Here is a 23,750-nt window from a genome sequence, read left to right as displayed (position 1 = left end):
ATGGCCCACGGCCGAACCATCCTCACACGGAGTGCGCAATGCAGACCCTCTACCCGCAGATCAAACCCTACGCCCGGCACGATCTGGCCGTGGAAGCGCCGCACGTGTTGTACGTTGATGAAAGCGGCTCGCCGGAGGGGTTGCCGGTGGTGTTCATCCACGGCGGGCCAGGCGCCGGTTGCGACGCTCAGAGCCGTTGCTACTTCGACCCCAACCTGTACCGCATCATCACCTTCGACCAGCGCGGTTGTGGCCGCTCCACGCCACACGCCAGCCTGGAAAACAACACCACCTGGCACCTGGTCGAGGACATGGAGCGTATCCGCGAGCACCTGGGCATCGATAAATGGGTGCTGTTCGGCGGCTCCTGGGGCTCCACCCTGGCGCTGGCCTACGCCCAGACTCACCCCGAGCGGGTTCACGGCTTGATCCTGCGGGGCATCTTCCTGTGCCGGCCGCAGGAAATTCAGTGGTTCTACCAAGAGGGCGCCAGCCGCCTGTTCCCGGATTACTGGCAAGACTACGTGGCCCCGATCCCGCCCGACGAACGCGGCGACCTGGTGGCGGCGTTCCACAAGCGCCTGACCGGCAGCGACCAGATCGCCCAGATGCACGCGGCCAAGGCCTGGTCTACCTGGGAGGGCCGTACTGCCACCCTGCGCCCCAACCCGCTGGTGGTGGACCGCTTCTCGGAGCCGCAGCGGGCGCTGTCGATTGCCCGCATCGAATGCCATTACTTCATGAACAATGCGTTCCTCGAGCCCGACCAGCTGATTCGCGATGTGCCTAAAATCGCCCATCTGCCGGCAGTGATCGTACATGGTCGCTACGACGTCATCTGCCCGCTGGACAACGCCTGGGCATTGCACCAGGCCTGGCCCAACAGTGAGCTCAAGGTCATCCGCGATGCTGGCCATGCCGCCTCCGAGCCCGGTATCACCGACGCCCTGGTGCGGGCTGCCGACCAGATGGCCCGGCGCTTGCTGGACCTGCCCCTGGAAGAAGCATGAAAGGCCTGCTGCAGCGGGTGCGCGGTGCGCGCGTGGAAGTGGCGGGGCAGGTGGTAGGTGCCATCGACCAGGGGCTGCTGGTGTTGGTGGCCGTCGAGCCTGAAGATTCCCGCGAACAGGCCGACAAGCTGTTGCACAAGCTGTTGAATTACCGTGTGTTCAGCGATGAGCAGGGCAAGATGAACCGCTCGCTCAAAGACGTGGGCGGTGGCTTGCTGCTGGTGTCGCAGTTCACCCTGGCAGCGGATACCCGTAATGGCATGCGCCCGAGCTTTTCCACTGCGGCGCCACCTGCACTTGGCGCCGAGCTGTTCGACTACCTGGTGGAGCGGGCCAAGGCCAGCCACCCCGAGGTTGCGACGGGCCAATTTGGTGCAGATATGCAGGTGCACCTGGTGAATGATGGCCCTGTAACATTAATGTTACAAATTTGAGGTTAAAAAACCCCTGCCCATTGGGAAAACAAGGGGTTTTGTACGATAAATAGTTGTTGCAGCCTGATGCGTTGTCACGCGACCTGCTGGATAATCGCGCGCTGCATGGGCCTGCGTTCGCAGGTTCGTTTCACTCTGACTCGAGCAATGTCTGGATCCGTTTGGGGAATCATTACGCCCTTACGGGGTCCGAACAGTGCTCGCCAACCCGGCATTTGTCGCTGGCCGTTGGTTTCATGATCTGTTTTCGGCGAGGGTTGCTCGTGATTGTTAGTCCCCAAAAAGCATCAAGAATCCCTGGCGTCCGGCTACGCAAGGCGCTGATGGCCAGCGTGGCGTTGGTCGGCCTGATGAGCGCGGGCCAGCTATGGGCATTCAATCTTGACGATGTTGCAGCCAAGGCAAAGGATCTGGCCGGCCAGAAGTACGAAGCCCCCAAAAGCAACCTGCCGGCCGTGTTCCGCGATATGAAGTTCGCGGACTACCAGAAGATTCATTTCTTGCAGGAAAAGGCCGAGTGGGCCAACGACAAGACGCCGTTCAAGCTGTCCTTCTACCACCAGGGCATGCACTTCGACACCCCGGTGAAGATCAACGAGGTCACCGCCACCAAGGTCGAGGAAATCAAGTACGACCCGAGCCGGTTCGAGTTCGGCGACGTCCCGCATGACGCCGACGCCACCAAGAACCTCGGTTACGCCGGTTTCCGCGTGCTGTACCCGATCAACAAGGCCGACAAGCAGGATGAAATCATGACCCTGCTTGGCGCCAGCTACTTCCGCGTGGTCGGCAAGGGCCATGTGTACGGCCTGTCGGCCCGTGGCCTGGCCATCGACACGGCGCTGCCGTCGGGGGAGGAATTCCCGCGCTTCACCGAGTTCTGGGTCGAGAAGCCCCAGCCGGCCGACAAGCACCTGGTCATCTATGCCCTGCTGGACTCGCCGCGTTCCACCGGCGCCTACAAGCTCACCCTGCGCCCTGGCAACGACACGGTGGTAGACGTGCAATCGCGTGTTTACCTGCGTGACCACGTCAGCCGCCTGGGCATCGCACCGCTGACCAGCATGTACCTGTTTGGCCCTAACCAGCCCTCCAAGGTGCTGAACTACCGCCCAGCACTGCATGACTCCGAAGGCCTGTCGATTCACGCCGGCAACGGTGAATGGCTGTGGCGCCCGCTGAACAATCCCAAGCACTTGTCGGTCAGCAACTTCAGCGTGGAAAACCCGCGCGGTTTCGGCCTGATGCAGCGCCAGCGTGCCTTCAGCGACTTCGAAGACCTGGACGACAACTACCAGAAGCGCCCAAGTGCGTGGATCGAGCCCAAGGGTGACTGGGGCAAGGGCTCCGTCGACCTGGTGGAGATCCCGACCGCCGACGAAACCAACGACAACATCGTTGCGTTCTGGAGCCCGGAAAAACTCCCTGAGCCGGGCGAAGCCATGGACTATGCCTACCGCCTGCACTGGACCATCGACGAGCCCAAATTCCAGGCCCCTGAGTTGGGCTGGGTCAAGCAGACCCTGCGCTCCACCGGTGATGTGAAACAGTCCAACCTGATCCGTCAGCCGGATGGCAGCGTTGCCTTCCTGGTCGACTTTGCCGGCCCTGCGCTGGCTGCTCTGCCGGAAGACACCCCGGTGCGCAGCCAGATCAGCGTGGGCGACAACGCCGAAGTTGTGGAAAACAACCTGCGCTACAACCCTGAAACCAAGGGCTGGCGCCTGACGTTGCGGCTCAAGGTGAAGGATGCCAATAAAGCGACCGAGATGCGTGCCGCACTGGTGCGTGATGTGCCGGTAGAAGCTGCCGCACCTGCCCAGGAAACCAAGCAGGACAAGGCTGCTGCCAAGCATGCCAAGGCCGGCAAGGCGATCAAGGCCGAACAACCTGCCGCCGAGGCGGCGCCCACCACCGGGGCCCCGGCCACCACCGAGAAGGTGCTGACCGAGACCTGGAGCTACCAGTTGCCTGCCGATGAGTAACTCAAACGCAAGGCCGGTATCGCTTGGCGAGTACCTGGCCCACCTCCCCCTGAGTGACGAGCAGCGAGCAGAGCTTGCCAGCTGCACGTCGTTCAGCGAGCTGCACCAACGCCTGGCTGCCACCCCCCACGCCAGCCCTGCCGAGGCCGTGCAGGCCTCGGTGGGCTCGCGCCTGACCGTGGGCAATGCGGCCGAGCTTGAAGACGCCGAGATGCTCAGTGTCGATGGCAGTGGCCGCCTGCGCCTGAAGATCGCCCCGCCGATCAACCGCACCAAGGTGGTGCCAGAGCCCTGGCGCACCAACGTGCTGGTGCGCCTGTGGCGGCGCATGACCGGGCGCCCCAATGCGCCGCAGCCACCTAAGCGCGAGCTGCCGGCCGCCCGTTGGCGCACGGTGGGCTCCATCCGCCGTTACATCCTGCTCACCCTCATGATCGGCCAGACCCTTGTTGCCGGCTGGTACATGAAGAGCATCCTGCCGTACCAGGGCTGGTCGTTCGTCGACCTGGACGAAGTCACCCGCCAGCCCCTGTGGGACACCGTGGTGCAGGTGTGGCCGTATGCGTTGCAGACGTCCATCCTGATCCTGTTCGGCATCCTGTTCTGCTGGGTGTCCGCAGGTTTCTGGACGGCGCTCATGGGCTTCCTCGAGCTGCTGACCGGGCGCGACAAGTACAAGATTTCCGGCAGCAGTGCCGGTAACGAGCCGATCGCTGCCGATGCGCGTACCGCGCTGGTGATGCCGATTTGCAACGAAGACGTACCCCGGGTGTTCGCCGGCTTGCGCGCCACCTTCGAGTCGGTGGCGGCCAGCGGCAACCTCGACCGTTTCGACTTCTTCGTGCTCAGCGATACCAACGACACCGACATCGCCGTGGCCGAGCAACAGGCCTGGCTGGATGTGTGCCGTGAAACCAAAGGCTTCGGCCGTATCTTCTACCGCCGCCGTCGGCGCCGGGTGAAGCGCAAGAGCGGCAACCTCGACGACTTCTGCCGTCGGTGGGGCGCCGACTACAAGTACATGGTCGTGCTCGACGCCGACAGCGTGATGAGCGGCGAATGCCTGAGCAGCCTGGTGCGCCTGATGGAGGCCAACCCGGATGCCGGTATCATCCAGACCGGGCCCAAGGCCTCTGGCATGGACACCCTGTATGCGCGCATGCAGCAGTTCGCTACCCGTGTATACGGCCCGCTGTTCACCGCCGGCCTGCACTTCTGGCAGCTGGGTGAGTCGCACTACTGGGGGCATAACGCGATCATTCGCATGAAGCCCTTCATCGAGCACTGCGCCCTGGCGCCGTTGCCCGGCAAGGGTGCGTTCGCCGGTGCGATCCTGTCCCACGACTTCGTCGAGGCAGCGCTGATGCGCCGTGCCGGCTGGGGGGTGTGGATCGCCTACGACCTGCCAGGCAGTTATGAAGAGCTGCCGCCCAACCTGCTGGACGAGCTCAAGCGCGACCGCCGCTGGTGCCACGGCAACCTGATGAACTTCCGCCTGTTCCTGGTGAAGGGCATGCACCCGGTGCACCGTGCGGTGTTCCTCACAGGGGTGATGTCGTACCTGTCGGCACCGTTGTGGTTCCTGTTCCTGGTGCTGTCCACCGCGTTGCTGGCCACCAACACGCTGATGGAGCCGCAGTACTTCATCGAGCCCTACCAGTTGTACCCGTTGTGGCCACAGTGGCACCCGGAAAAAGCCGTTGCGCTGTTCTCCACCACCATCGTGTTGCTGTTCTTGCCCAAGCTGCTCAGCGTGATCCTGATCTGGGCCAAGGGCGCCACCGAGTTCGGGGGGCGCATCAAGGTCACCCTGTCGATGCTGATGGAGATGCTGTTCTCCATGCTGCTGGCACCGGTGCGCATGATCTTCCACACCCGGTTCGTGCTGGCCGCGTTCCTGGGCTGGGCGGCGACCTGGAACTCGCCGCAGCGCGATGACGACTCCACCCCGTGGAGCGAAGCGCTGCGCCGTCATGGCCCGCAAACCCTGCTGGGCTTTGCCTGGGCTGGGCTGGTGGCGTGGCTGAACCCGAGCTTCCTGTGGTGGCTGGCGCCAATCGTCGGTTCGCTGGTGCTGTCGATCCCTGTGTCGGTGATTTCCAGCCGCACGCGCCTGGGCCTGGCGGCCAAGGATGAGAAGCTGTTCCTCATCCCGGAAGAATACGCCACGCCGCAGGAGCTGCTGGCCACCGACCAGTACACCCACGAGAACCGCTGGCATGCCCTGCATGACGGCTTCGTGCGGGCAGTGGTCGACCCACGCCAGAATGCCCTGGCCTGCGCCATGGCCACCGCGCGCCACGGTCAGGCAGCGCCCATCGAAGCGTTGCGCGTTGAACGGGTGGCCAAGGCGATGGAGGTTGGCCCGAAGGGGCTGGACCTCAACACCCGCCTGGCGTTGCTCAGCGACCCGGTGGCGTTGACCCGCCTGCACGAGCAGGTATGGGCCGAGCACAATGCGGCCTGGATCGATGCATGGCGTGCGTCGATCAAGAACGACCCGCATTCGCCGCTGCTGCCGCTGCACCCGGAGAACGAAGGCCAACCGGCACTCGCCTGACAGGCCTCTTCGCGGGTAAACCCGCTCCCACAGGGTTGTGCATACACCCTGTGGGGGCAACTGTCTTCCACAAAATCCAAATGCGGGCGCAATCCCTGTAGGCGCGGGTTTACCCGCGAAGCTTTTCAGGGCCCAGGCTGATTTTGGCCAACAAAGTCCCCGCCAGCTCTAGGTCCCCAGCCCACCATGCGTTAGCATCCCTCTCCGACAGTACGCAGCGGCCAGTACGGCCGTGCCAATAAAAAAGATTCGCTACTTTTATTTCCAGGGGACTTGGTGATGTTCAAGAAATACCTTTCGCGACTGCTGGTGGGTGTTACCGCACTGGTCGCCGTGACGGCCGTACAGGCAGGCGCCATCGACGAAGCGGTCAAGCGCGGTACCTTGCGGGTGGGCATGGACCCAACCTACATGCCGTTCCAGATGACCAACAAGCGCGGCGAGATCATCGGCTTCGAGGTGGACATCCTCAAGGCCATGGCCAAGTCGATGGGCGTGAAGTTCGAGGCGGTTTCCACGGCCTACGACGGCATCATCCCAGCCCTTCTGACCGACAAGTTCGACATGATCGGCAGCGGCATGACCCTGACCCAGGAGCGCAACCTGCGCCTGAACTTCAGCGAACCCTTCATCGTCGTGGGCCAGACCCTGCTGATTCGCAAGGAGCTGGCCGGCGAGATCAAGTCGTACAAAGACCTGAACAATGAGAAGTATCGCCTCACCTCCAAGCTGGGCACCACCGGCGAAATGGTCGCCAAGAAGCTGATCGGCAAAGCCAAGTACCATGGCTATGACAACGAGCAGGAAGCGGTCATGGACGTGGTCAACGGCAAGGCAGATGCTTTCGTCTACGACGCACCGTACAACGTGGTGGCTGTGGAGAAGGCCGGTGCTGGCAAGCTGCTGTTCCTCGAAGAACCCTTCACCTACGAGCCGCTGGCCTTCGGCCTGAAGAAGGGCGACTACGACAGCATCAACTTCATCAACAACTTCCTGCACCAGATCAAGCATGACGGGACCTACGATCGTATCCACGACAAGTGGTTCAAGAACAAGGACTGGCTGAAGGACATGGAATAAGAGGCATCCCCAGGCCGCAAGCTGCAGGTTGCAGGCAGACGCCGACCGTTTCTGCCTGCAGCCTGTGGCTTGCGGCTTGCCGTTTTCTGGAGTAACCCCGTGATCAAACACAACAAAGCCCGGTGGCCCTGGCATGGCCTGACCGCGCTGGTGCTGGTGGGCCTGGCGTTCAGCCTGTACATGGCCACCTCGATGATTTCCTACGAGTGGCGCTGGAACCGCGTGCCGCAGTACTTCGCCTACCAGGCCGAAGACGTACAGCGCGCGGCCGGTTATGGCACCGTGCAGGATATCGTCGTGGCCGGCGACAACGCCCGCGTTACCCTCAAGGATGAAAACGGCGACCAGCAGGTGCTGGACGTGGCCAGGGACAGCCTGCAATTGAGCCGGGGCGACGATGTCGCCGAAGGCGACCAGATTGGTGTCACCCGCCATTGGGCTGCCGGCCCGCTGGCCTGGGGCTTGTGGACCACCTTGTGGATTTCGGTGGTGTCCGGGGCGCTAGGCCTGGTAATCGGCCTGTTCGCCGGGTTGTGCCGGTTGTCCACTAACCCCACCCTGCATGACCTGTCGACTGTCTACGTAGAACTGGTACGCGGCACGCCGCTGCTGGTGCAGATCTTCATCTTCTACTTCTTCATCGGCACGGTGCTCAACCTGTCCCGCGAGTTCGCCGGTGTCGCCGCGCTGGCGCTGTTCACCGGCGCCTACGTGGCAGAAATTGTCCGCGCGGGTGTGCAGTCGATCGCCAGGGGCCAGAACGAAGCAGCCCGCTCGCTGGGCCTGAACGGCGCGCAGTCGATGCGCCACGTCATCCTGCCGCAGGCGTTCAAGCGTGTACTGCCCCCGTTGGCCGGGCAGTTCATCAGCTTGGTCAAGGACACCTCGCTGGTATCGGTGATCGCCATCACCGAGCTGACCAAGAGTGGTCGCGAAGCCATCACTACGTCGTTCTCCACCTTCGAGATCTGGTTCTGCGTGGCAGGCCTGTACCTGCTGATCAACCTGCCGCTGTCGCATATCGCCAGCCGGCTTGAGCGGAGGCTTGCGCAAAGTGATTGAAGTTCGTGACCTGCTGAAGGTATTCGACACCCGTGGCCATGTGGTGCGGGCTGTGGATAACGTTTCCACGCAAGTGGCCAAGGGCGAGGTAGTGGTGGTGCTGGGCCCGTCGGGGTCTGGCAAGTCGACCTTCCTGCGCTGCCTCAATGGCCTGGAGCATTTCGACCAGGGCCATGTAGCCATTGATGGGCTGCCGTTGGCTGACCCGAAAACCGATATCAACGCCTACCGCCGTGAAGTCGGCATGGTGTTTCAGCACTTCAACCTGTTCCCGCACATGACCGTGCTGGAAAACCTCTGCCTGGCGCAGAAGGTGGTGCGCAAGCGCAGCAAGGCCGAACGCGAAGCCAAGGCCCGTGCGCTGCTGCACAAGGTGGGTATTGCGGAGAAGGCCAACGAGTATCCCTCGCGGCTGTCGGGTGGGCAGCAGCAGCGGGTGGCCATTGCCAGGGCTCTGGCCATGGACCCCAAGGTGATGCTGTTCGACGAGCCGACCTCGGCGCTGGACCCGGAAATGGTCGGCGAGGTGCTGGATGTGATGAAAACCCTGGCCCTGGAAGGCATGACCATGGTCTGCGTCACCCACGAAATGGGCTTTGCCCGCGAAGTGGCGGACCGGGTGCTTTTCTTCGACCATGGCAAGCTGCTGGAAGACTCGGCGCCGGCAGCGTTCTTTGCGGCTCCGAAAGACCCGCGCGCCCAGGCGTTTCTGCGCCAGGTACTGTGAGGCCGGTGGGGGCGTGTTTATCCGCGAACGCAGAGGCAGAGCATTCGCGGGTAAACCCGCTCCCACAAGAATTGCGCCAACCGCGAGTTTTTGTGTAAGACAGTTGCTCCCATACCTGGGCTGCCTCACCCCCTCAGATGTTGAAACGCCCCACCATCCCGCGTAGTTGCTGGCCGAGTTGTTCCAGCTCGCCGCTGGATTCGGCCGTCTGCTCGCTGGCGACACTGGTCTGATCGGACGCGTCGCGCACATTCAGCACGCTCCGGTTGATCTGCTCGGCCACCACGCTCTGCTGCTCGCTGGCCGTGGCGATCTGCTGGTTCATGCCCTGGATGCTCGACACCGTATCGGTGATCTGGCTTAACGCATGCCCGGCCCTGCGGCTCAGTTCCACGCTCTGTTCGGTGAGGTTCTTGCTGTTGTCGAGCAACCGGGTCACTTCATCGGTGCCGTTGTGCAGGCTGTCTATCAGTTGGCCGATCTCTTCGGTCGCGGTGGACGTACGCTGGGCCAGGCCGCGTACTTCATCGGCCACCACGGCGAAGCCGCGCCCTGCTTCACCGGCCCTTGCCGCTTCGATGGCGGCATTGAGGGCCAGCAGGTTGGTCTGTTCGGACACCGACTTGATCACGTCCAGAATGCTGCCGATACGCTGGCTTTCGCCGGCCAGGTGCTGCATGGCTGCCAGGCAATGGTCCATCTGCCCGGCCAGCTGTTCGATACGGCCGATGGCTTCAGCCACCACCTGGTCGCCCTCCTGGGCCTGCTGGTCCGCGTTGGTCGCGGCCATCGAGGCCTGTTCAGCGTTCTGCGCGACCTCTTGTACCGTGGCGCTCATCTGGTTCATGGCGGTGGCCACCTGGTCGGTTTCTTCGCGTTGCTGGCTGATCCGCAGCTTGGTGTCCTCGCTGCTGGCTGCCAGTTGCGTGGCAGCCTGGGAAAGTTGCCCCACACCCTTGTCGATGCCGCCAATCAGCTCGCGCAGGCTCAGGGTCATTTCGCGCATGCTGGTCTGCAACTGGCCCATCTCGTCACGCCGCTGCACGGTTTCTACCTGGCTCAGGTCGCCCTTGGCGATGCGCGCCGCCACCACCAGGGTCTGGCGCAGCGGCTGGGTGATCTGCAGGGTAATCAGCCACCCGGCAATCACCCCCACTACCAGCGCCAGCAGGGCGACGCTGGTAAGCAGTGAACGCGCCGCCAGCGCCTCACGGTCGCGCTGCTCCACCTTGCGCTTGCCCAGCTCCAGGCTGACCGCGCGCAGTTCATCACCCTTTTTCTCCATGCCGTTCTGCAACTGTTCGGCACGCAGTGCAGCGCGGCGGTACTGCTCGACAGCCGCTCGGTACCTGGCCAGCTCGCTGCCTGGCAGCTCTGTCACGGTGCGGGGCAGGCCCAGTGGTGCCACGGCCTTGATCAACTGGCCAAGGCTGGTGTCGGCGGCGTCCAGCGCCTTGTCGCCCACCTTGGCGAAATCCTCCATGGGCGAGAAGGTGTAGGCGGGCATCAGGCTCTGCTGGTTGGCGCTTTCCACATGGCGGCTGAGGGTGTCCATCATGCCCAGTACGCCGCCTTGCTGGCCGTCCGCTGGCATCTTCAGCAGTGCCTGGGTTTCCAGCTCGTCGATGGCAGCGTTGAGCCGTTCCTGTTGCGCCTGCATGGCTTCACGCAGTGTGCTGCGGCCGGCCGTTGTGCGTTGCAGCTCGGCAAAATCGCCGCGCAGTTGCTGCAGCAGGGCGAGTTTGTCCGTGAGGATCTGCCGCGATTCTTCCACGCTGCTGCGTTGTTGCAGGGTGGTCAGCATGGTGTCCAGCTGCTCCAGAATGCTGGCGATGCGTGCCTTGCTGGTGTCGTCGTTCAGCACACGGTAAGTGATGCGTTCAGCGCGCAGGTCCTTGGTCAGGTCGTTGATGCGGCCTATTTCGCTGAGCTGCTGTGAGCGGACAATCGCGCCATCGAGGGCGCGCCATCCGCTGATGGTGGTGATCAGCGTCAGCAGCAGGACCACGGCAAAGCCGAGGGCCAGCTTGGCTGCGACGCTGATATTGCCGAGCTTGCGGTTCAGGTAGCCGAGCATGGTGAGTCTCCGTTCGGTTGGAAAGGGGATGCAAGCGCTTTGCGCGCATCACACCCTTGCCAATCGGCGGAGCAGGTGTAGGACTTGACCTGATAATCAGGTAGGAATCTTCACCCTGTGCTGTACGAAGAATTACCTATGCTCGTTGCCGGATCATAGCCTGAACCGGCCTACCAAACCCTGCAGGTGCGTGCCCAACCGCGCCAGCTCCACGCTGGAGCTTGCCGTCTGCTCACTGGCCGACGAAGTCTGGTCGGAGATATCGCGCACATTGATCACGCTGCGGTTGATTTCCTCGGCAACGGCGGTCTGTTCCTCGGCGGCTGTGGCGATCTGCTGGTTCATGGCCTGGATCGACGACACGGTGCGGGTGATGGTATCCAGCGAAGTGCCGGCGCGGCGGGTCAGCTCCACACTGTTGTCAGTCAACTGGCGGCTGTTGTCCATCACGCTGGCCACACGCTGGGTGCCGCTTTGCAGGCCGGCGATCAACTCTTCGATCTCTTCGGTCGACTGCTGGGTGCGTTGCGCCAGGCTGCGTACCTCGTCGGCCACCACGGCGAACCCGCGCCCGGCTTCACCAGCCCGGGCAGCTTCGATGGCCGCATTGAGTGCCAACAGGTTGGTCTGCTGGGCCACCGACTTGATCACATCCAGCACGCTGCCGATCTTGTCGCTCTCGCCCTTGAGCTGGCTCATGGCCTCGCTGGAGTTGACCACTTCACGGGCCAGGCGCTCGATCTGCGCCACCGCCTCGTTCACCACCCGGTCTCCTTCACGGGCCTGCTGGTCGGCCATCAGCGCGGCCTCCGAGGCCTGTTCGGCATTGCGCGCCACCTCGTGAACGGTGGCGGTCATCTGGTTCATGGCGGTGGCGACCTGGTCGGTCTCGACCTTCTGGTTGCTGACGCCGGCACTCGTCTGCTCGGTCACTGCAGACAGCTCCTCTGCCGCACTGGCGATCTGGGTAACCCCGTCGCCAATGCCGCCAATCAGCTCGCGCAGGCCGCGGGTCATGCGCTGAACGCTGGCTTGCAACTGGCCCAGTTCGTCACCGCGAGGGCGCTGCTCGTTCAGGGTGAGGTCACCGCTGGCTACGCGTTCGGTACTGCGCAGCACCTCGCGCAGGGGCACGATGATCTGCCTGGTGATAGCCCAGGCAGCCAGCAAACCCAGGGCCAGCGCCAGCACGGTGGCCACGGCCAGCAGCACTTTGGCCTGGGCGGCGGCTGCGTCACGCACGGATGTCTGCGAGGTGGTCATGGCCTGGCTGGTCTGCATCAGCACGGCACCTTGTTCGACCATGCCCTGCAACGCCTGGGCACTGGCCGCCTGGGCCTGGCCGAACTGCAGCACCGCATCGCGATAGCCGCCCATGGCGGTCGCAGCGTCGTCCAGGCCTGCGGCGTATTCGGCCGGCAGCCTGGCCGGCAGTGCGCGCAGCTCTGTCACCGCCTGGTCGATGGCCTTGAGCGCGGTTTGCTGGTACTCGGCATTACCGCTGTAGGTGTAACCGCGCACCTGGAAGCGCGCCTGCTGCAGCAGGCTGCTGACCGTGACCACCTGGTTGTATGGGGTAATGTCACCGGCTTCGAGCAACCGCTGTTGCACCCGGCCGATCAGCTCCACAGCCTTGTCGGCACTGTCGCCCAGTACTTGGCGGCTGGCTTCGCGGCGCTGGCCGGCCTGTTTCAACGCGACGAAGGCCTGCTGATAACCGGCAACCGCATCGCGCTGCTGCTCGAGGCGCTGGTGGTCGGCAGGCTGCTCGATCTGCCCCAGCATCAACTGCACCTGCCGGTCGAGGTTGGCCAAGGCCTTGTCCAGTTCGCCTATGGAGGCCTCGTCGCGCTGGCGCTCGTACTGCTGCCGGGCGATGCGCAGTTCTTGTGTGTATTGCTGGATCAGCGAGATGTTGCCCAGCTTGTCACCGCGGCCAATGATGCTGTCCATGCCGTGCCAGCCAGTCAGGGTAGTGCTCAGCGTCAACAGCAGGACCAGGCCGAAACCCAGCCCCAGTTTGCGGATGACGCTCACGTTTCCCAGTAGCTGGGTTAACCATCGATTCATAGGTAACTCCCTGGCGGCTTGGCAGCACGATTCATTGTTGTTGCCAAGGCCATCGGCCCGGGAGAGGGAAACTTGATGGTGGAAAATGCTGACTAACTTGTCAGAAAATTCGCGACAAGAGCGCGGTGACCGCCGTTTCCACCCGCAGTATGCGATCCCCCAGTTGCACCGGCGCCAAGCCGGCATTGGCAAGCAGGTCGACCTCGTAGGGTATCCAGCCGCCCTCCGGGCCGATGGCCAGGGTCACTGCTTGTTCCACTGCCCGTGGGCAGGCGGGGTAGGGGCCGGGGTGGCCAACCAGCCCGAGGGTGCCGGCTGCGATGGCGGGCAGGCGGTCTTCCACGAACGGCTTGAAGCGCTTTTCGATGATGACCTCGGGCAGCACGGTGTCACGTGCCTGCTCCAGCCCTAGTACCAGGTTCTCACGAATGGCGTCAGGGTGCAGGAACGGCGTTTGCCAGAAGCTCTTCTCGACCTTGTAGCTGTTCACCAGAATGAGCCTGGGCACGCCCAGGGTGGCGACCGTCTGGAACAGCCTGCGCAGCATTTTCGGGCGCGGCACGGCCAGCACCAGGGTCAGCGGCAGTTTGGCTGGCGGCGGCTGGTCGAAGCTGACCTCAAGCTCAGCCTCGTGCGGCGCCAGCCGCACCACCGTGGCCTTGCCCATCATGCCGTTGATGCGGCCCACGCGCAGCGAATCACCCTCCACCACGCGGTGGATGTGCTGCATGTGGGTAAAGCGCCGGTCGGCGAGTACCACACGGTCGGCCGACACGAAGTCGGCCTCCTCAAGCAGCAACAGGTTCACGGTTGGCTCGCAGGCGGCTGGTCTTGGTGGTCGCCTGCGTCTGGCTCACCTGCGCTTCGCTTGCGAATCAGGCTGCCGCACAGCACGCCGATTTCGAACAACAGCCACATGGGCACTGCCAGCAGCGTTTGGGAGAAGATGTCGGGCGGTGTCAGCACCATGCCCACCACGAAGCAGCCGATGATCACGTAGGGGCGGATCTTTTTCAGGTACTTCACATCCACGACGCCAATCCACACCAGCAGCACCACGGCCACGGGGATTTCGAAGGCCACGCCGAAGGCGAAGAACAGCGTCATCACGAAGTCCAGGTAGCTGGCGATGTCAGTCATCATCGACACGCCTTCTGGGGTCGCACTGGCAAAGAAGCCGAATATCAGCGGAAACACCAGAAAATACGCAAACGCCATGCCGGCATAGAACAGCAGGATGCTGGAAACCAGCAGCGGGATGGCGATGCGCTTTTCGTGACGGTACAGGCCCGGCGCGATAAAGCCCCAGATCTGCTGCAGGATGAACGGGATCGCCAGGAACAGCGACACGATCATGGTCAGCTTGAACGGGGTCAGGAACGGCGAAGCCACGTCGGTGGCGATCATCGTGGCGTTGGCCGGTAGGTGGTCACGCAGCGGTGCCGACACCAGGGTGTAGATCTGCTGGGCGAAGGAGAACAACCCGGCAAAAATCAGGAAAATGACCGCTACGCAACGCAGCAGGCGGGTGCGCAGTTCGGTAAGGTGCGAAACCAGCGGCATGGGCTGATCGTGTTCCGGGTTCTCGCTCATGGTACTCGCGGCGGTTGTGGCGGTTCGGAGGGTGTGGCCGGGGCGGCCGGCGGCTCGCTGGGCTTGGGTTCCAGGCCCGCAGGTGGCTGCACCGTGGCGGTGGTGACCGTGGGCTGCGTGGGTGTCGCGTTCGGGTTGAGGATGCGCTTGGCTTCCTCTTCCATCTGCAGAATGTGCTCGTTATGCAGCTGGCGACGGATATCGTCGGCGCCGATCTCGCGCTCGACTTCCATCTTGATGCTGTTGAAGCTGCGCTTTAGGCGGCCTATCCACAGGCCGGCCGTGCGCGCCGCCCCTGGCAGGCGCTCGGGGCCGAGCACCAGCAGCGCGACCAGGCCGACGAGCAGCAGCTCGCTGAAACTGATGCCGAACATAGGTCAGTCTTTCCGCTGCGGCTCGTGGACCGGCTGTGCCTGACCATCGATGGTATGGCCCTGGTTGGCCTGGGCGGTGTTCTGCACCGGCTGCACCGGGGGAACGGGCTGGGCTGGCGGTGGCGTAGGCTCGGCCGGCTTGTTCTCTTCTTCGCTCATGGCCTTGCGGAAGCCCTTGATCGACTCGCCCAGGTCGCTGCCGAAGTTCTTCAGCTTCTTGGTGCCGAAGACCAGCACCACGACGACCAGCAGGACGATCCAGTGTTTCCAGTCAAAGATACCCATTTCGTACTCCTGAACAATGTGTATTGGCCCTGTGCGGACCGTGTTTCTGTCAGGCAGACGGCTGGCGTGCAGCCTTCTCGTCGTGCCCGGACAAGCCGAAGCGCCGCTCCAGTTCATCCAGCACAGCCTGGGGGTGCTGGCCCAGGGCACTGAGCATCACCATGCTGTGGAACCACAGGTCGGCTGTTTCGTAGATGACATCGCTGCAGTCTTTGCTGATGGCGGCGTCCTTGGCGGCGATGATGGTTTCCACCGACTCTTCACCGAGCTTTTCGAGGATCTTGTTCAAACCCTTGTGGTACAGGCTGGCCACGTAGGAGCTGTCTGGAGCCGCTTGCTTGCGTTCTTCCAGCACTTCGGCCAGGCGGTTGAGGGTGTCGCTCATGTCAGTGTCCTGCGCTGTAGATGGCATCGGGGTCTTTCAGGACCGGGTCGACGGTTTTCCACTGGCCGCCTTCATACACGCGGTAGAAGCAGCTTTCGCGACCGGTATGGCAGGCAATATGGCCCAGTTGCTCGACCATCAGGATGATCACGTCGGCGTCGCAGTCCAGGCGCATTTCATGCAGCTTCTGCACGTGACCGGACGCTTCACCCTTGCGCCACAGCTTGCCACGCGAACGCGACCAGTAGATAGCCCGTTCCTCGGCGGCCGTCAGGGCCAGCGCTTCGCGGTTCATCCAGGCCATCATCAGTACGCGTCCGGTCTTGTGGTCCTGGGCGATGGCCGGTACCAGGCCATCGCTGTTCCACTTGATCTCGTCCAGCCAGTCTTTCATCGTCGACTCCAAAGCCGGCCCGTTTCTGTCCCGGGCCCTTGCGCTAGTGTGCCAGCCGCAGGCGCGGCTGGCTATTGGCGCACGACCAGGTAAAGGCCTGCGGCCAGCATCAGCCAGGCCGGCCACGCCGCAGGGGCCGCCAGGCTGCCGGCCTGGGCCGCAGTGGCAGCCAGCACCGCCCCGCCGCCCAACAGGCCTGCACCCAACAGGCGCAGTGCCCAGTGGTCACCCTGGCGGCGACGCTCAGGCAATTGTGGGTCGTGCAGGTGCGGCTGCGACAGCCGTTCCAGCAGGTCGCGGGTCATGTTGGCCAGGTGCGGCAGCTGTTCGACCTGGCTATGCAGGTTGCCGAGCACGGCCTTGGGGCTCATGCGGTCGCGCATCCAGCGTTCCAGGTAGGGCTTGGCAGTGCTCCACAGGTCCAGCTCGGGGTACAGCTGGCGGCCCAGGCCCTCGATGTTGAGCAAGGTCTTTTGCAACAGCACCAGCTGCGGCTGCACTTCCATGTTGAAGCGGCGCGCGGTCTGGAACAGGCGCATCAGTACCTGGCCGAACGAAATGTCCTTCAACGGCTTTTCGAAGATGGGCTCGCACACCGTACGGATTGCTGCTTCGAATTCGTTGACCTTGGTGTTGGCAGGCACCCAGCCGGAGTCGATGTGCAACTGGGCGACACGGCGGTAGTCGCGCTTGAAGAAGGCGATCAGGTTACGCGCCAGGTAGTCCTGGTCCTCGTCGGTCAGGCTGCCGACGATGCCGCAGTCGATGGCGATGTACTTCGGGCTCCACGGCTTGACGGTGCTGACGAAGATGTTGCCCGGGTGCATGTCGGCGTGGAAGAAACTGTCCCGGAACACCTGGGTGAAGAACACCTCCACACCGCGCTCGGCCAGCATCTTCATGTCGGTGCCCTGGTCGGCCAGGGTGGCCATGTCGGTGACCGGCACGCCGTAGATGCGCTCCATCACCAGCACCTTGGGGCGGCACCAGTCCCAGTACACCTGGGGCACGTACATCAGGTCGGAGCCTTCGAAGTTGCGCCGCAGCTGGCTGGAGTTGGCGGCCTCACGCAGCAGGTCGAGCTCGTCGTAGATGGTTTTTTCGTAGTCGCACACCACGTCCACCGGGTGCAGGCGGCGGGCATCGGCAGAGATGCGCTCGGCGCCCTTGGCGATCAGGAACAGCCAGGCGATGTCGGCGGCGATCACCGGTTTGAGGCCGGGGCGCACCACCTTTACCACCACTTCCTCACCGCTTTTCAGGCGCGCGGCATGCACCTGCGCCACCGAAGCAGACGCCAGGGGTTCCACGTCGAAACGGCTGAACACCTCGGCAACCGTGGCGCCCAGTTGCGCCTCGATCAGTGCCACGGCCTTCTGCGGGTCGAAGGGCGGTACCCGGTCCTGCAACAGCATCAGCTCGTCGGCAATGTCGGTGGGCAGCAGGTCGCGGCGGGTGGACAGCAGCTGGCCGAACTTGATGAAAATAGGCCCCAGGTCCTGCAATGCCAGGCGCAGGCGTGCACCGCGGCTGAGCTCACTGGCGCGGCGTGGCAGCCAGCGCCAGGGCATCAGCAGGCGCAGGCTCATCAGCCACCAAGGCAGCGGGTAGTCGAACAGCAGGTCGTCCAGCCGGTACCGGATGACGACACGCTGAATACGGAAAAGACGGCGGACGGCGAGCAACTTCATGCGTTATCGCTGGTATCAAGGGATCGGGAGAGGCGTTTGAGGCGCGCCTCGAGGCGTTCGGTGTCGAGCTTCAGGGTGTCTATTTCGCTGAAGGCCGCTTCGGCCTCGCGCTTGCCCACCAGTGTACGTGACTCTTCTGCCAGGTATTCGGACAGGCTCTGGCTCAAGCGGGCCAGGCTCTGGCGTGTCCAGCGGGCACGCAGGCGAACATGGCCTGCAAGCAGCGCAGTGGGCACGGGGCCCAGCCAGTTCTGCAGCTCGTGTTCCCAGTCCAGTTCCAGATCCTGGAGGATGCCGAACAGGTCGAGCAGTGCAGCGGTATCACCGTGCAGCTCCACCTGAGGGCTATGCAGCACGGCGGTTTTGTCCCGGGCCAGGGCCAGTTGGGCGAGGCTGCCGGCGGGGGCGCGCAGGGTGCAGTCAACGCTGCCTTCCCAACTGCTGGCGAGCATCAGCCCCTGCTCGTCCGGCAGGATGAACACCTGCAAGGCCGGTTGCTGGCAGTCGATCTCGATGACCTTGCCCTCCAGTGCAGCCAGGCGCGGCATGGCCGTGCTGTCCATGCGCAGGATGCGGTTGAGCCCGTGCTCCACGCTGGCGAGCAGCCCGGCCAGCAGCATCAGGGTTTGATCCCCCGGTGCACGGCAACGATGCCGCTGGTCATGTTGTGGTAGGTAACGCGGTCAAAGCCGGCTGCAACCATCATTGCCTTGAGGGTTTCCTGGTCCGGGTGCATGCGGATGGACTCGGCCAGGTAGCGGTAGCTTTCCGAATCGTTGGTGATCAGCTTGCCGGCCAGCGGCATGAAGGCGAACGAGTAGGCATCGTAGGCCTTGGACATGAATTTGTTGGTCGGTTTGGAGAATTCCAGCACCAGCAGCCGCCCGCCAGGCTTGAGCACCCGCAGCATCGAGCGGATGGCGTCTTCCTTGTGGGTGACGTTGCGCAGGCCGAAGGCGATGGTCACGCAGTCGAAGTGGTTGTCGGGGAAGGGCAGCTTTTCGGCATCAGCCTGGACGAACTCGATATTGCCTGCCACGCCACGGTCGAGCAGGCGGTCGCGACCCACCTTGAGCATCGATTCGTTGATGTCAGCCAATACAACCTGGCCAGTCGGGCCGACCAGGCGCGAGAACTTGGCGGCCAGGTCGCCCGTGCCGCCGGCGATGTCCAGCACACGGTTGCCGGTGCGTACACCCGACAGTTCGATGGTGAAGCGCTTCCAGAGGCGGTGCATGCCGCCGGACAGCACGTCGTTCATCAGGTCGTACTTGGCGGCTACCGAATGGAACACTTCGGCGACTTTTTTCGCCTTCTGGCTTTCAGGCACGTCCTGATAGCCAAAATGGGTGGTGGGTTCGGCGTGGTCGCCTTTGCGCTGGTCGTTCATATCGCTTCACCGAAAAAAATTACCGCCATTCTAGGGCGAACGCGCGGATTTGTCTTGGCGGGGTGTGCCGTTGGGCAGGGGCGGGCATAATGCCAATTATGTCTACATCTTCAGGAACACCTGCATGACCCAGATCAGCGTCGAACGCAAACACACCCTCGGCCGTGAGGCCGCCCGTGCCAAGGCGCAGGCGCTGGTCGACAAGCTCAGCCGCGAGTACGACTTGAAGGCCACCTGGAATGGCGACCGGGTCGATGTGGCCCGCGGTGGCGCCAACGGTAGCGTGCACATCGGTGAAGACAGCATTCGTGTCGACCTGAAGCTGGGCATGATGCTGTCGATGATGAGCGGCACCATCAAGGGCGAAATCGAACGCGCCCTGGACAAGGCACTGGTGTGAGTCACCGTGCGCATGCGCTGTTCACCTTAGGGTGACGTTTCTAAATTCACCTCCTACCTTGATGGTTTGGCCCACGGTTACGACGCACGGGTACGTGGCGCCTTGAAGCGCCTGGGTATTGCGTCTACACCTTCCGTTGAGGCGCGCGTAAACCACAAGGAGAGCAGGATGGCTGGCAAGAAGAACGCTGAAAAAGACGGTAGCTCCTGGGTCGGGGGGGTTGAGAAGTACTCCCGCAAAATCTGGCTGGCGGGGCTGGGCATCTATTCCAAAATCGATCAGGACGGCCCCAAGCTGTTCGACTCGCTGGTCAAGGACGGTGAGAAGGCCGAAAAGAAGGCCAAGAAAGCTGCCGATGACGTGGCCGACACCGCCAAGTCGTCTGCTTCTTCGCGTGTGGCAGGGGTGAAGGACCGGGCCCTGGGCAAATGGAGCGAACTGGAAGAGGCCTTCGACAAGCGCCTGAACAGTGCAATCTCGCGCCTGGGTGTGCCAAGCCGCAATGAGATCAAGGCCCTGCAAGGCCAGGTAGAGGCCCTTACCAAGCAGATCGAGAAGCTCACCGGCGCTTCGGCCAAGCCAGCTTCTACCCGTGCCGCTGCCGCCAAACCGGCTTCCGGCACTGCCGCCAAGCCACTGGCCAAGGCCACAGCGGCCAAGCCTGCGACCAGGACGGCGGCGGTCAAACCTGCAGCCGCCAAGCCGGCTGCTGCAAAAACCACCGCTGCGAAAAAACCCGCAACCCGAAAAGCCCCGGCCAAGCCAGCGGCTGCCCCGGCGGCATCTACCACCACGGCGTCCGCTGCCGCTGGCGATGGTCCACAGGCCTGACGCAAGTCAGTTTGCATGGGGTGGCCGGGGCCGCGTGATGGCTACCAGGCGTATGCCTTGGGTTGTATGGGGGCGTAGATCGAGCGCCGCGCTGGCGGCGCTCTGTCTCACAGGCGAAACCACCCTCAAGGTGGGCACCTGTAACCCCTGAGATAACCCTGCGCCAGTTGTTCAGCCGCAGCACGGGCAGCAGGCTGCAGGTGCGGGGCCACCAGCAGCATCACCTGATACACAACAACCCCCACATCCCCCTCGCGGCCCAGCACCCGCTGGTAATCCAGCGAGAACAGCAGGGCCAGGGTGATCTGTTCCACCAACTGCCCCAACGCCTGGGTATCGCTCTCTACCAGCCCCTGGTCTTTGAGGCTCGCCAGCAGCGCCGCCAATGTATGCTTCAGCGCGTTGATCAGGCGGCGCATGCCACGGGCCAGCCTGGGCAGGCGCCCCACCAGGTTGGACATGTCCTGGAACAGGAACCGGTACTCGGCCATGCGCTCCACGATCAGGTGCAGGAACAACCAGTAGTCCTCGGCCTCCAGGCGCAGGTTCACAGGCGGGTCCAGCAAGGGCATCAACGCTTCCTCGAAGCGTTCGAACAGCCCCAGTACCAAAGGCTCCTTGCCGTGAAAGTGGTAATAGAGGTTACCCGGGCTGATACCCAGCTCGTTGGCGATTTCCAGCGTGGAAACGTTAGGCTCGCCTTTGCCGTTGAACAGCGCCAGGGCGCAGGCAAGGATACGGTCGCGGGTTTTCATGCGGTCGGCACGCTCATCGGGTCAACACGTAAGTACCGGGTGCAGGGCCCAGCGCCGGGTAGGTGGCGTTGCCCGGTAGGCCTTTGGGCGGCCTGAGCGGGCCTGAGCGCGCCTTTATCCACGTCATCCATAGCGGCCACCAGCTGCCCTCGCTGCGCTGGGCATCATGGAACCAGGCACGTGGGTCGCCCGGCAGCTGCGGGTTGTCCAGGTAATACGCCTTGGGGTTGCCTGGGGGGTTGATGATGCTCTGGATATGCCCACTGTTGGCGAGTATGAAGCGGCGCTTGCCGCCCAGCAGGGTTGCCGAGCGGTACACCGCGTCCCACGGGGTGATGTGATCGTTGCTGCCGGCCACTGTGAAACTGTCGATGTTGATCTGCTGCAGGTCGATGGGCGAACCGCACACCTCAAGCCCCCCGGGCCGGGTCAGCGGGTTCAGCTTGAAGAAGTCCAGCAGGTCGCCATGCAGCGCAGCCGGCAGGCGGGTGTTGTCGGCGTTCCAGTAGAGGATGTCGAAGGCCGGGGGCGTCTTGCCCAGCAGGTAGTTGTTGACCCAGTAGTTCCAGATCAGGTCGTTGGGCCGCATCCAGGCGAATATCCTCGCGACTTCAGCACCGTCGAGCACCCCACGCTGGTAGGAGCGGCGTTTGGCAGCCTCGATGGTTTGCTCGTCGGCGAACAGGCTGGCGGGGCTGTCGAACGCGCTGTCGAGCAGGCTGACCAGGTAGGTGGCGCTGCGCACCCGGCGCAATTGTTGCCTGGCTTGCAGGTGGCCCTGAAGCGCGGCCATGGTCAGGCCGCCTGCACAGGCGCCAACCAGGTTGGGGTCACGGCTGCCACTGATGCTGCGGCAGGCGTTGAGCGCTGCTTCAAGCGCCGCCACGTAACTGGACAGCCCCCATTCGCGGTGACGGGCGTCGGGGTTGCGCCAGCTGACCATGTATACCTGCAAACCGTGTTTGAGCATGTACTGGACGAAGCTGTTGGCCGGGCTGAGGTCGAAGATGTAGTACTTGTTGATCTGGGGCGGCACCACCAGCAGCGGGCGCGCGTGCTGCTTTTCGCTCATGGGCTGGTACTGGATCAGCTCCAGCATGTCGTTGCGAAACACCACGCTGCCAGGGGTGGTCGCCAAGTTGCCGCCCACTTCGAAGGCGCGCTCGTCCACCTGGCGCGGCAGCCCGCCATTGTGGCGCAGGTCCTCGAGCAGTTGAGCGGCGCCGCGCACCAGGCTCTGGCCGCCGGTATCGAACAGGGTTTTCACGGCCTGGGGGTTGAGCAGCGAATTGCTCGGTGCCAGGGCGTCGTTGAGCAGGTTGAACAGAAAGTGCACCCGGGCCCGGTCGTCCTCGTCCAGGTGGCTTTCGTCGATCCACGCCCGGGTTTGCCCCTGCCACGCCAGCCACGCTTGCAGGCCGCGGCGGTAAAGCGGGTTTTCGCGCCAGGTGGGGTCGCTGAAGCGGCCATCGCGGGGGTTGGGCTGGTGGGGTGTGTCCCCCAGCAGCACCCGACCCAACTGGCCACCCAGCGCCAGCAGGTGGCCGGCGGTGTGCAATGGGTGGCGCAGCCCATGGCGCCCGACGCTGCGCAGGGTCGATACCAGGTCCCGGCCGCGCAGGCCGACCATGGCATTTTCCATCTGCAGTTCGACGGTGTGGGGCGCCCGGGTGCCTGCGGCCGGTTTGTCTGTCATGGCAACACTCCTTGTGCAGTCCATTTACGGCTAGCGTGTGGCGATCAACCGCCCGAGGCGGGGCGCGGGTGCATCACGGCGCGCTGACGCTCCTGCTCCAGGAACTTCATGATGAGCGGGGCCACTGCCTCGGCCCGGGTAATCAGGAACAGGTGGCCGTCGTCGATAATGTGTAGCTGGGCATTGGGAATACGCCAGGCCAGCAGGCGCATATTGATCAGGGGGATCAGCGGGTCGTCGTCGCCGGCCAGCACCAGGGTGGGCTGGCGGATCTTGTGCAGCCAGTGGATGCTGGTCCAGCCAAGCCCGGCGAACAGTTGCCAGTAATAGCCGGTCTTGCCGCCGGAACGCACCTTGGCGGCGTGATGCAGGGCCAGATCCGGGTCACGGCGGAACCCGCCGCCGTAGATCAGCGGGGCGATACGCAGCACGTGAGACGGCTGGATGTAGCGGCGGGGGCTGGCCATCATCCACAGCACCTTGGGCTTGCCCGGCACCATGAACGCGCCGGCTGCGGTGGCGGCAAGCACCAGCTTCTTGCAGCGCTCGGGGTAGTCGTGGGCGAACTGCTGGGCCAGCGCGCCGCCCCAGGACACGCCGATGACGTTGACCTGGCCGTAATCGAGGTAGTCGAGCATGCGTGCGGTGAGCTTGGCCAACCCCGGGAAGCGGTAGGGATGGCGCGGTGTCGATGAGCCGCCGACACCCGGGACGTCGAAGGCGATCACTTCCAGGTCCGGTTCCAGCGCTTCGATGAATGGAAAGACCAGTTCCAGGTTGGCGCCAATCCCGTTGAAGATCAGCAGGGGTGTGAGGTGGGGTTTGCCCGGGCGAACGGCGGTACGGATGGACTGGTTGTCCAGCTCGACGGTTCTGAAAATATAGGGTTGCGGCATGCGCGTGGCTCTTGGGTGAAGGAGACACCGTGGCGCCATGCAGCGCGCCACGGGC

23 protein-coding genes and 1 pseudogene are annotated in these 23,750 nt (G+C 63.6%); 9 read left to right on the top strand and 15 right to left on the bottom strand.

Annotation, left to right across the window (positions count from 1 at the left end):
- Positions 1–38: 38 nt before the first annotated feature.
- The 7 genes from pip (at position 39) to IAE36_RS09550 (ending at position 8,858) form a co-directional block, all read left to right on the top strand.
- Positions 39–1,010 carry a prolyl aminopeptidase gene (gene pip, locus IAE36_RS09580; RefSeq protein WP_201212038.1) on the top strand — a complete coding sequence of 324 codons (972 nt, stop codon included), beginning with the start codon at positions 39–41 and terminating at the stop codon, positions 1,008–1,010.
- Entirely contained in the window at positions 1,007–1,444 is a 438-nt protein-coding gene (gene dtd, locus IAE36_RS09575; protein WP_028631957.1) for a D-aminoacyl-tRNA deacylase, read from the top strand. Before pip ends, dtd begins: the two co-directional genes overlap by 4 nt.
- Positions 1,445–1,707: 263 nt before the next feature.
- Entirely contained in the window at positions 1,708–3,429 is a 1,722-nt protein-coding gene (locus IAE36_RS09570) for a glucan biosynthesis protein G (protein WP_328822858.1), read from the top strand.
- Positions 3,422–5,989 carry a glucans biosynthesis glucosyltransferase MdoH gene (gene mdoH, locus IAE36_RS09565; protein ID WP_028631955.1) on the top strand — a complete coding sequence of 856 codons (2,568 nt, stop codon included), beginning with the start codon at positions 3,422–3,424 and terminating at the stop codon, positions 5,987–5,989. Before IAE36_RS09570 ends, mdoH begins: the two co-directional genes overlap by 8 nt.
- A 279-nt stretch (positions 5,990–6,268) precedes the next feature.
- The gene (locus IAE36_RS09560) at positions 6,269–7,069 is read left to right on the top strand and encodes a transporter substrate-binding domain-containing protein (protein ID WP_028631954.1); all 801 of its coding nucleotides are present in this window, start codon (positions 6,269–6,271) and stop codon (positions 7,067–7,069) included.
- Positions 7,070–7,168: 99 nt separating this feature from the next.
- Complete coding sequence (locus tag IAE36_RS09555) at positions 7,169–8,131, top strand: amino acid ABC transporter permease (RefSeq protein ID WP_201212034.1); 963 nt, start codon at positions 7,169–7,171, stop codon at positions 8,129–8,131.
- Positions 8,124–8,858, top strand: a complete 735-nt coding sequence (locus IAE36_RS09550) for an amino acid ABC transporter ATP-binding protein (protein ID WP_201212032.1) — start codon at positions 8,124–8,126, stop codon at positions 8,856–8,858. Before IAE36_RS09555 ends, IAE36_RS09550 begins: the two co-directional genes overlap by 8 nt.
- Positions 8,859–8,991: 133 nt before the next feature.
- Here the strand turns inward: IAE36_RS09550 and IAE36_RS09545 are convergent, their stop codons facing one another.
- The 12 genes and pseudogenes from IAE36_RS09545 to ubiE form a co-directional block, all read right to left on the bottom strand.
- Entirely contained in the window at positions 8,992–10,935 is a 1,944-nt protein-coding gene (locus IAE36_RS09545) for a methyl-accepting chemotaxis protein (protein WP_201212030.1), read from the bottom strand.
- A 153-nt stretch (positions 10,936–11,088) separates the two neighbouring features.
- Positions 11,089–11,802, bottom strand: coding sequence for a methyl-accepting chemotaxis protein (locus tag IAE36_RS24040; RefSeq protein ID WP_442967446.1), 714 nt, complete (start codon positions 11,800–11,802; stop codon positions 11,089–11,091).
- A gap of 141 nt (positions 11,803–11,943) precedes the next feature.
- A pseudogene (locus IAE36_RS24035) lies at positions 11,944–12,888 on the bottom strand (methyl-accepting chemotaxis protein); the annotation flags it as partial.
- A 217-nt stretch (positions 12,889–13,105) separates the two neighbouring features.
- Positions 13,106–13,813, bottom strand: coding sequence for a 16S rRNA (uracil(1498)-N(3))-methyltransferase (locus IAE36_RS09535; RefSeq protein WP_201212026.1), 708 nt, complete (start codon positions 13,811–13,813; stop codon positions 13,106–13,108).
- Positions 13,810–14,598 (bottom strand): twin-arginine translocase subunit TatC, encoded by a 789-nt coding sequence (gene tatC / locus IAE36_RS09530; RefSeq protein ID WP_201212024.1) that lies wholly within the window; start codon positions 14,596–14,598, stop codon positions 13,810–13,812. Before tatC ends, IAE36_RS09535 begins: the two co-directional genes overlap by 4 nt.
- On the bottom strand, positions 14,595–14,972 hold the full coding sequence (gene tatB / locus IAE36_RS09525) for a Sec-independent protein translocase protein TatB (RefSeq protein ID WP_028631947.1): 378 nt from the start codon (positions 14,970–14,972) through the stop codon (positions 14,595–14,597). Before tatB ends, tatC begins: the two co-directional genes overlap by 4 nt.
- A gap of 3 nt (positions 14,973–14,975) precedes the next feature.
- Complete coding sequence (locus IAE36_RS09520; protein WP_028631946.1) at positions 14,976–15,257, bottom strand: twin-arginine translocase TatA/TatE family subunit; 282 nt, start codon at positions 15,255–15,257, stop codon at positions 14,976–14,978.
- Positions 15,258–15,306: 49 nt separating this feature from the next.
- Complete coding sequence (locus IAE36_RS09515; protein WP_201212022.1) at positions 15,307–15,642, bottom strand: phosphoribosyl-ATP diphosphatase; 336 nt, start codon at positions 15,640–15,642, stop codon at positions 15,307–15,309.
- A 1-nt stretch (position 15,643) separates the two neighbouring features.
- The gene (gene hisI, locus IAE36_RS09510; RefSeq protein ID WP_201164247.1) at positions 15,644–16,036 is read right to left on the bottom strand and encodes a phosphoribosyl-AMP cyclohydrolase; all 393 of its coding nucleotides are present in this window, start codon (positions 16,034–16,036) and stop codon (positions 15,644–15,646) included.
- Positions 16,037–16,107: 71 nt separating this feature from the next.
- Positions 16,108–17,727: a ubiquinone biosynthesis regulatory protein kinase UbiB gene (ubiB, locus tag IAE36_RS09505; RefSeq protein WP_060480755.1), complete on the bottom strand. Its 1,620-nt coding sequence runs from the start codon at positions 17,725–17,727 to the stop codon at positions 16,108–16,110.
- On the bottom strand, positions 17,724–18,347 hold the full coding sequence (locus tag IAE36_RS09500) for a ubiquinone biosynthesis accessory factor UbiJ (protein ID WP_201212020.1): 624 nt from the start codon (positions 18,345–18,347) through the stop codon (positions 17,724–17,726). The genes ubiB and IAE36_RS09500 overlap by 4 nt, the downstream gene beginning before the upstream one ends.
- Positions 18,347–19,117, bottom strand: coding sequence for a bifunctional demethylmenaquinone methyltransferase/2-methoxy-6-polyprenyl-1,4-benzoquinol methylase UbiE (ubiE, locus tag IAE36_RS09495; RefSeq protein ID WP_028631941.1), 771 nt, complete (start codon positions 19,115–19,117; stop codon positions 18,347–18,349). The genes IAE36_RS09500 and ubiE overlap by 1 nt, the downstream gene beginning before the upstream one ends.
- Before the next feature lie 124 nt (positions 19,118–19,241).
- Between ubiE and IAE36_RS09490 the strand changes: the two genes are divergently transcribed.
- Both IAE36_RS09490 and IAE36_RS09485 read left to right on the top strand, forming a co-directional pair.
- Positions 19,242–19,517 carry a polyhydroxyalkanoic acid system family protein gene (locus IAE36_RS09490; protein WP_201212018.1) on the top strand — a complete coding sequence of 92 codons (276 nt, stop codon included), beginning with the start codon at positions 19,242–19,244 and terminating at the stop codon, positions 19,515–19,517.
- Between the two features lie 168 nt (positions 19,518–19,685).
- On the top strand, positions 19,686–20,348 hold the full coding sequence (locus IAE36_RS09485) for a phasin family protein (protein WP_201212016.1): 663 nt from the start codon (positions 19,686–19,688) through the stop codon (positions 20,346–20,348).
- Between the two features lie 125 nt (positions 20,349–20,473).
- Here the strand turns inward: IAE36_RS09485 and IAE36_RS09480 are convergent, their stop codons facing one another.
- From IAE36_RS09480 to phaZ, 3 genes are read right to left on the bottom strand one after another with little or no spacing between them, the layout of a single operon-like run.
- Positions 20,474–21,103 carry a TetR/AcrR family transcriptional regulator gene (locus IAE36_RS09480; RefSeq protein ID WP_201164243.1) on the bottom strand — a complete coding sequence of 210 codons (630 nt, stop codon included), beginning with the start codon at positions 21,101–21,103 and terminating at the stop codon, positions 20,474–20,476.
- Between the two features lie 13 nt (positions 21,104–21,116).
- A complete protein-coding gene (gene phaC / locus IAE36_RS09475; protein ID WP_201212014.1) occupies positions 21,117–22,799 on the bottom strand; it encodes a class II poly(R)-hydroxyalkanoic acid synthase in 1,683 nt (560 codons plus the stop codon).
- A 44-nt stretch (positions 22,800–22,843) separates the two neighbouring features.
- Entirely contained in the window at positions 22,844–23,695 is an 852-nt protein-coding gene (gene phaZ, locus IAE36_RS09470) for a poly(3-hydroxyalkanoate) depolymerase (protein WP_201212012.1), read from the bottom strand.
- Positions 23,696–23,750 lie beyond the last annotated feature (55 nt).

The organism is Pseudomonas sp. S36 (assembly GCF_016647875.1).
GTDB classification, from domain to species: domain Bacteria; phylum Pseudomonadota; class Gammaproteobacteria; order Pseudomonadales; family Pseudomonadaceae; genus Aquipseudomonas; species Aquipseudomonas parafulva.
This window is presented reverse-complemented; position numbering and strand designations above follow the sequence as displayed.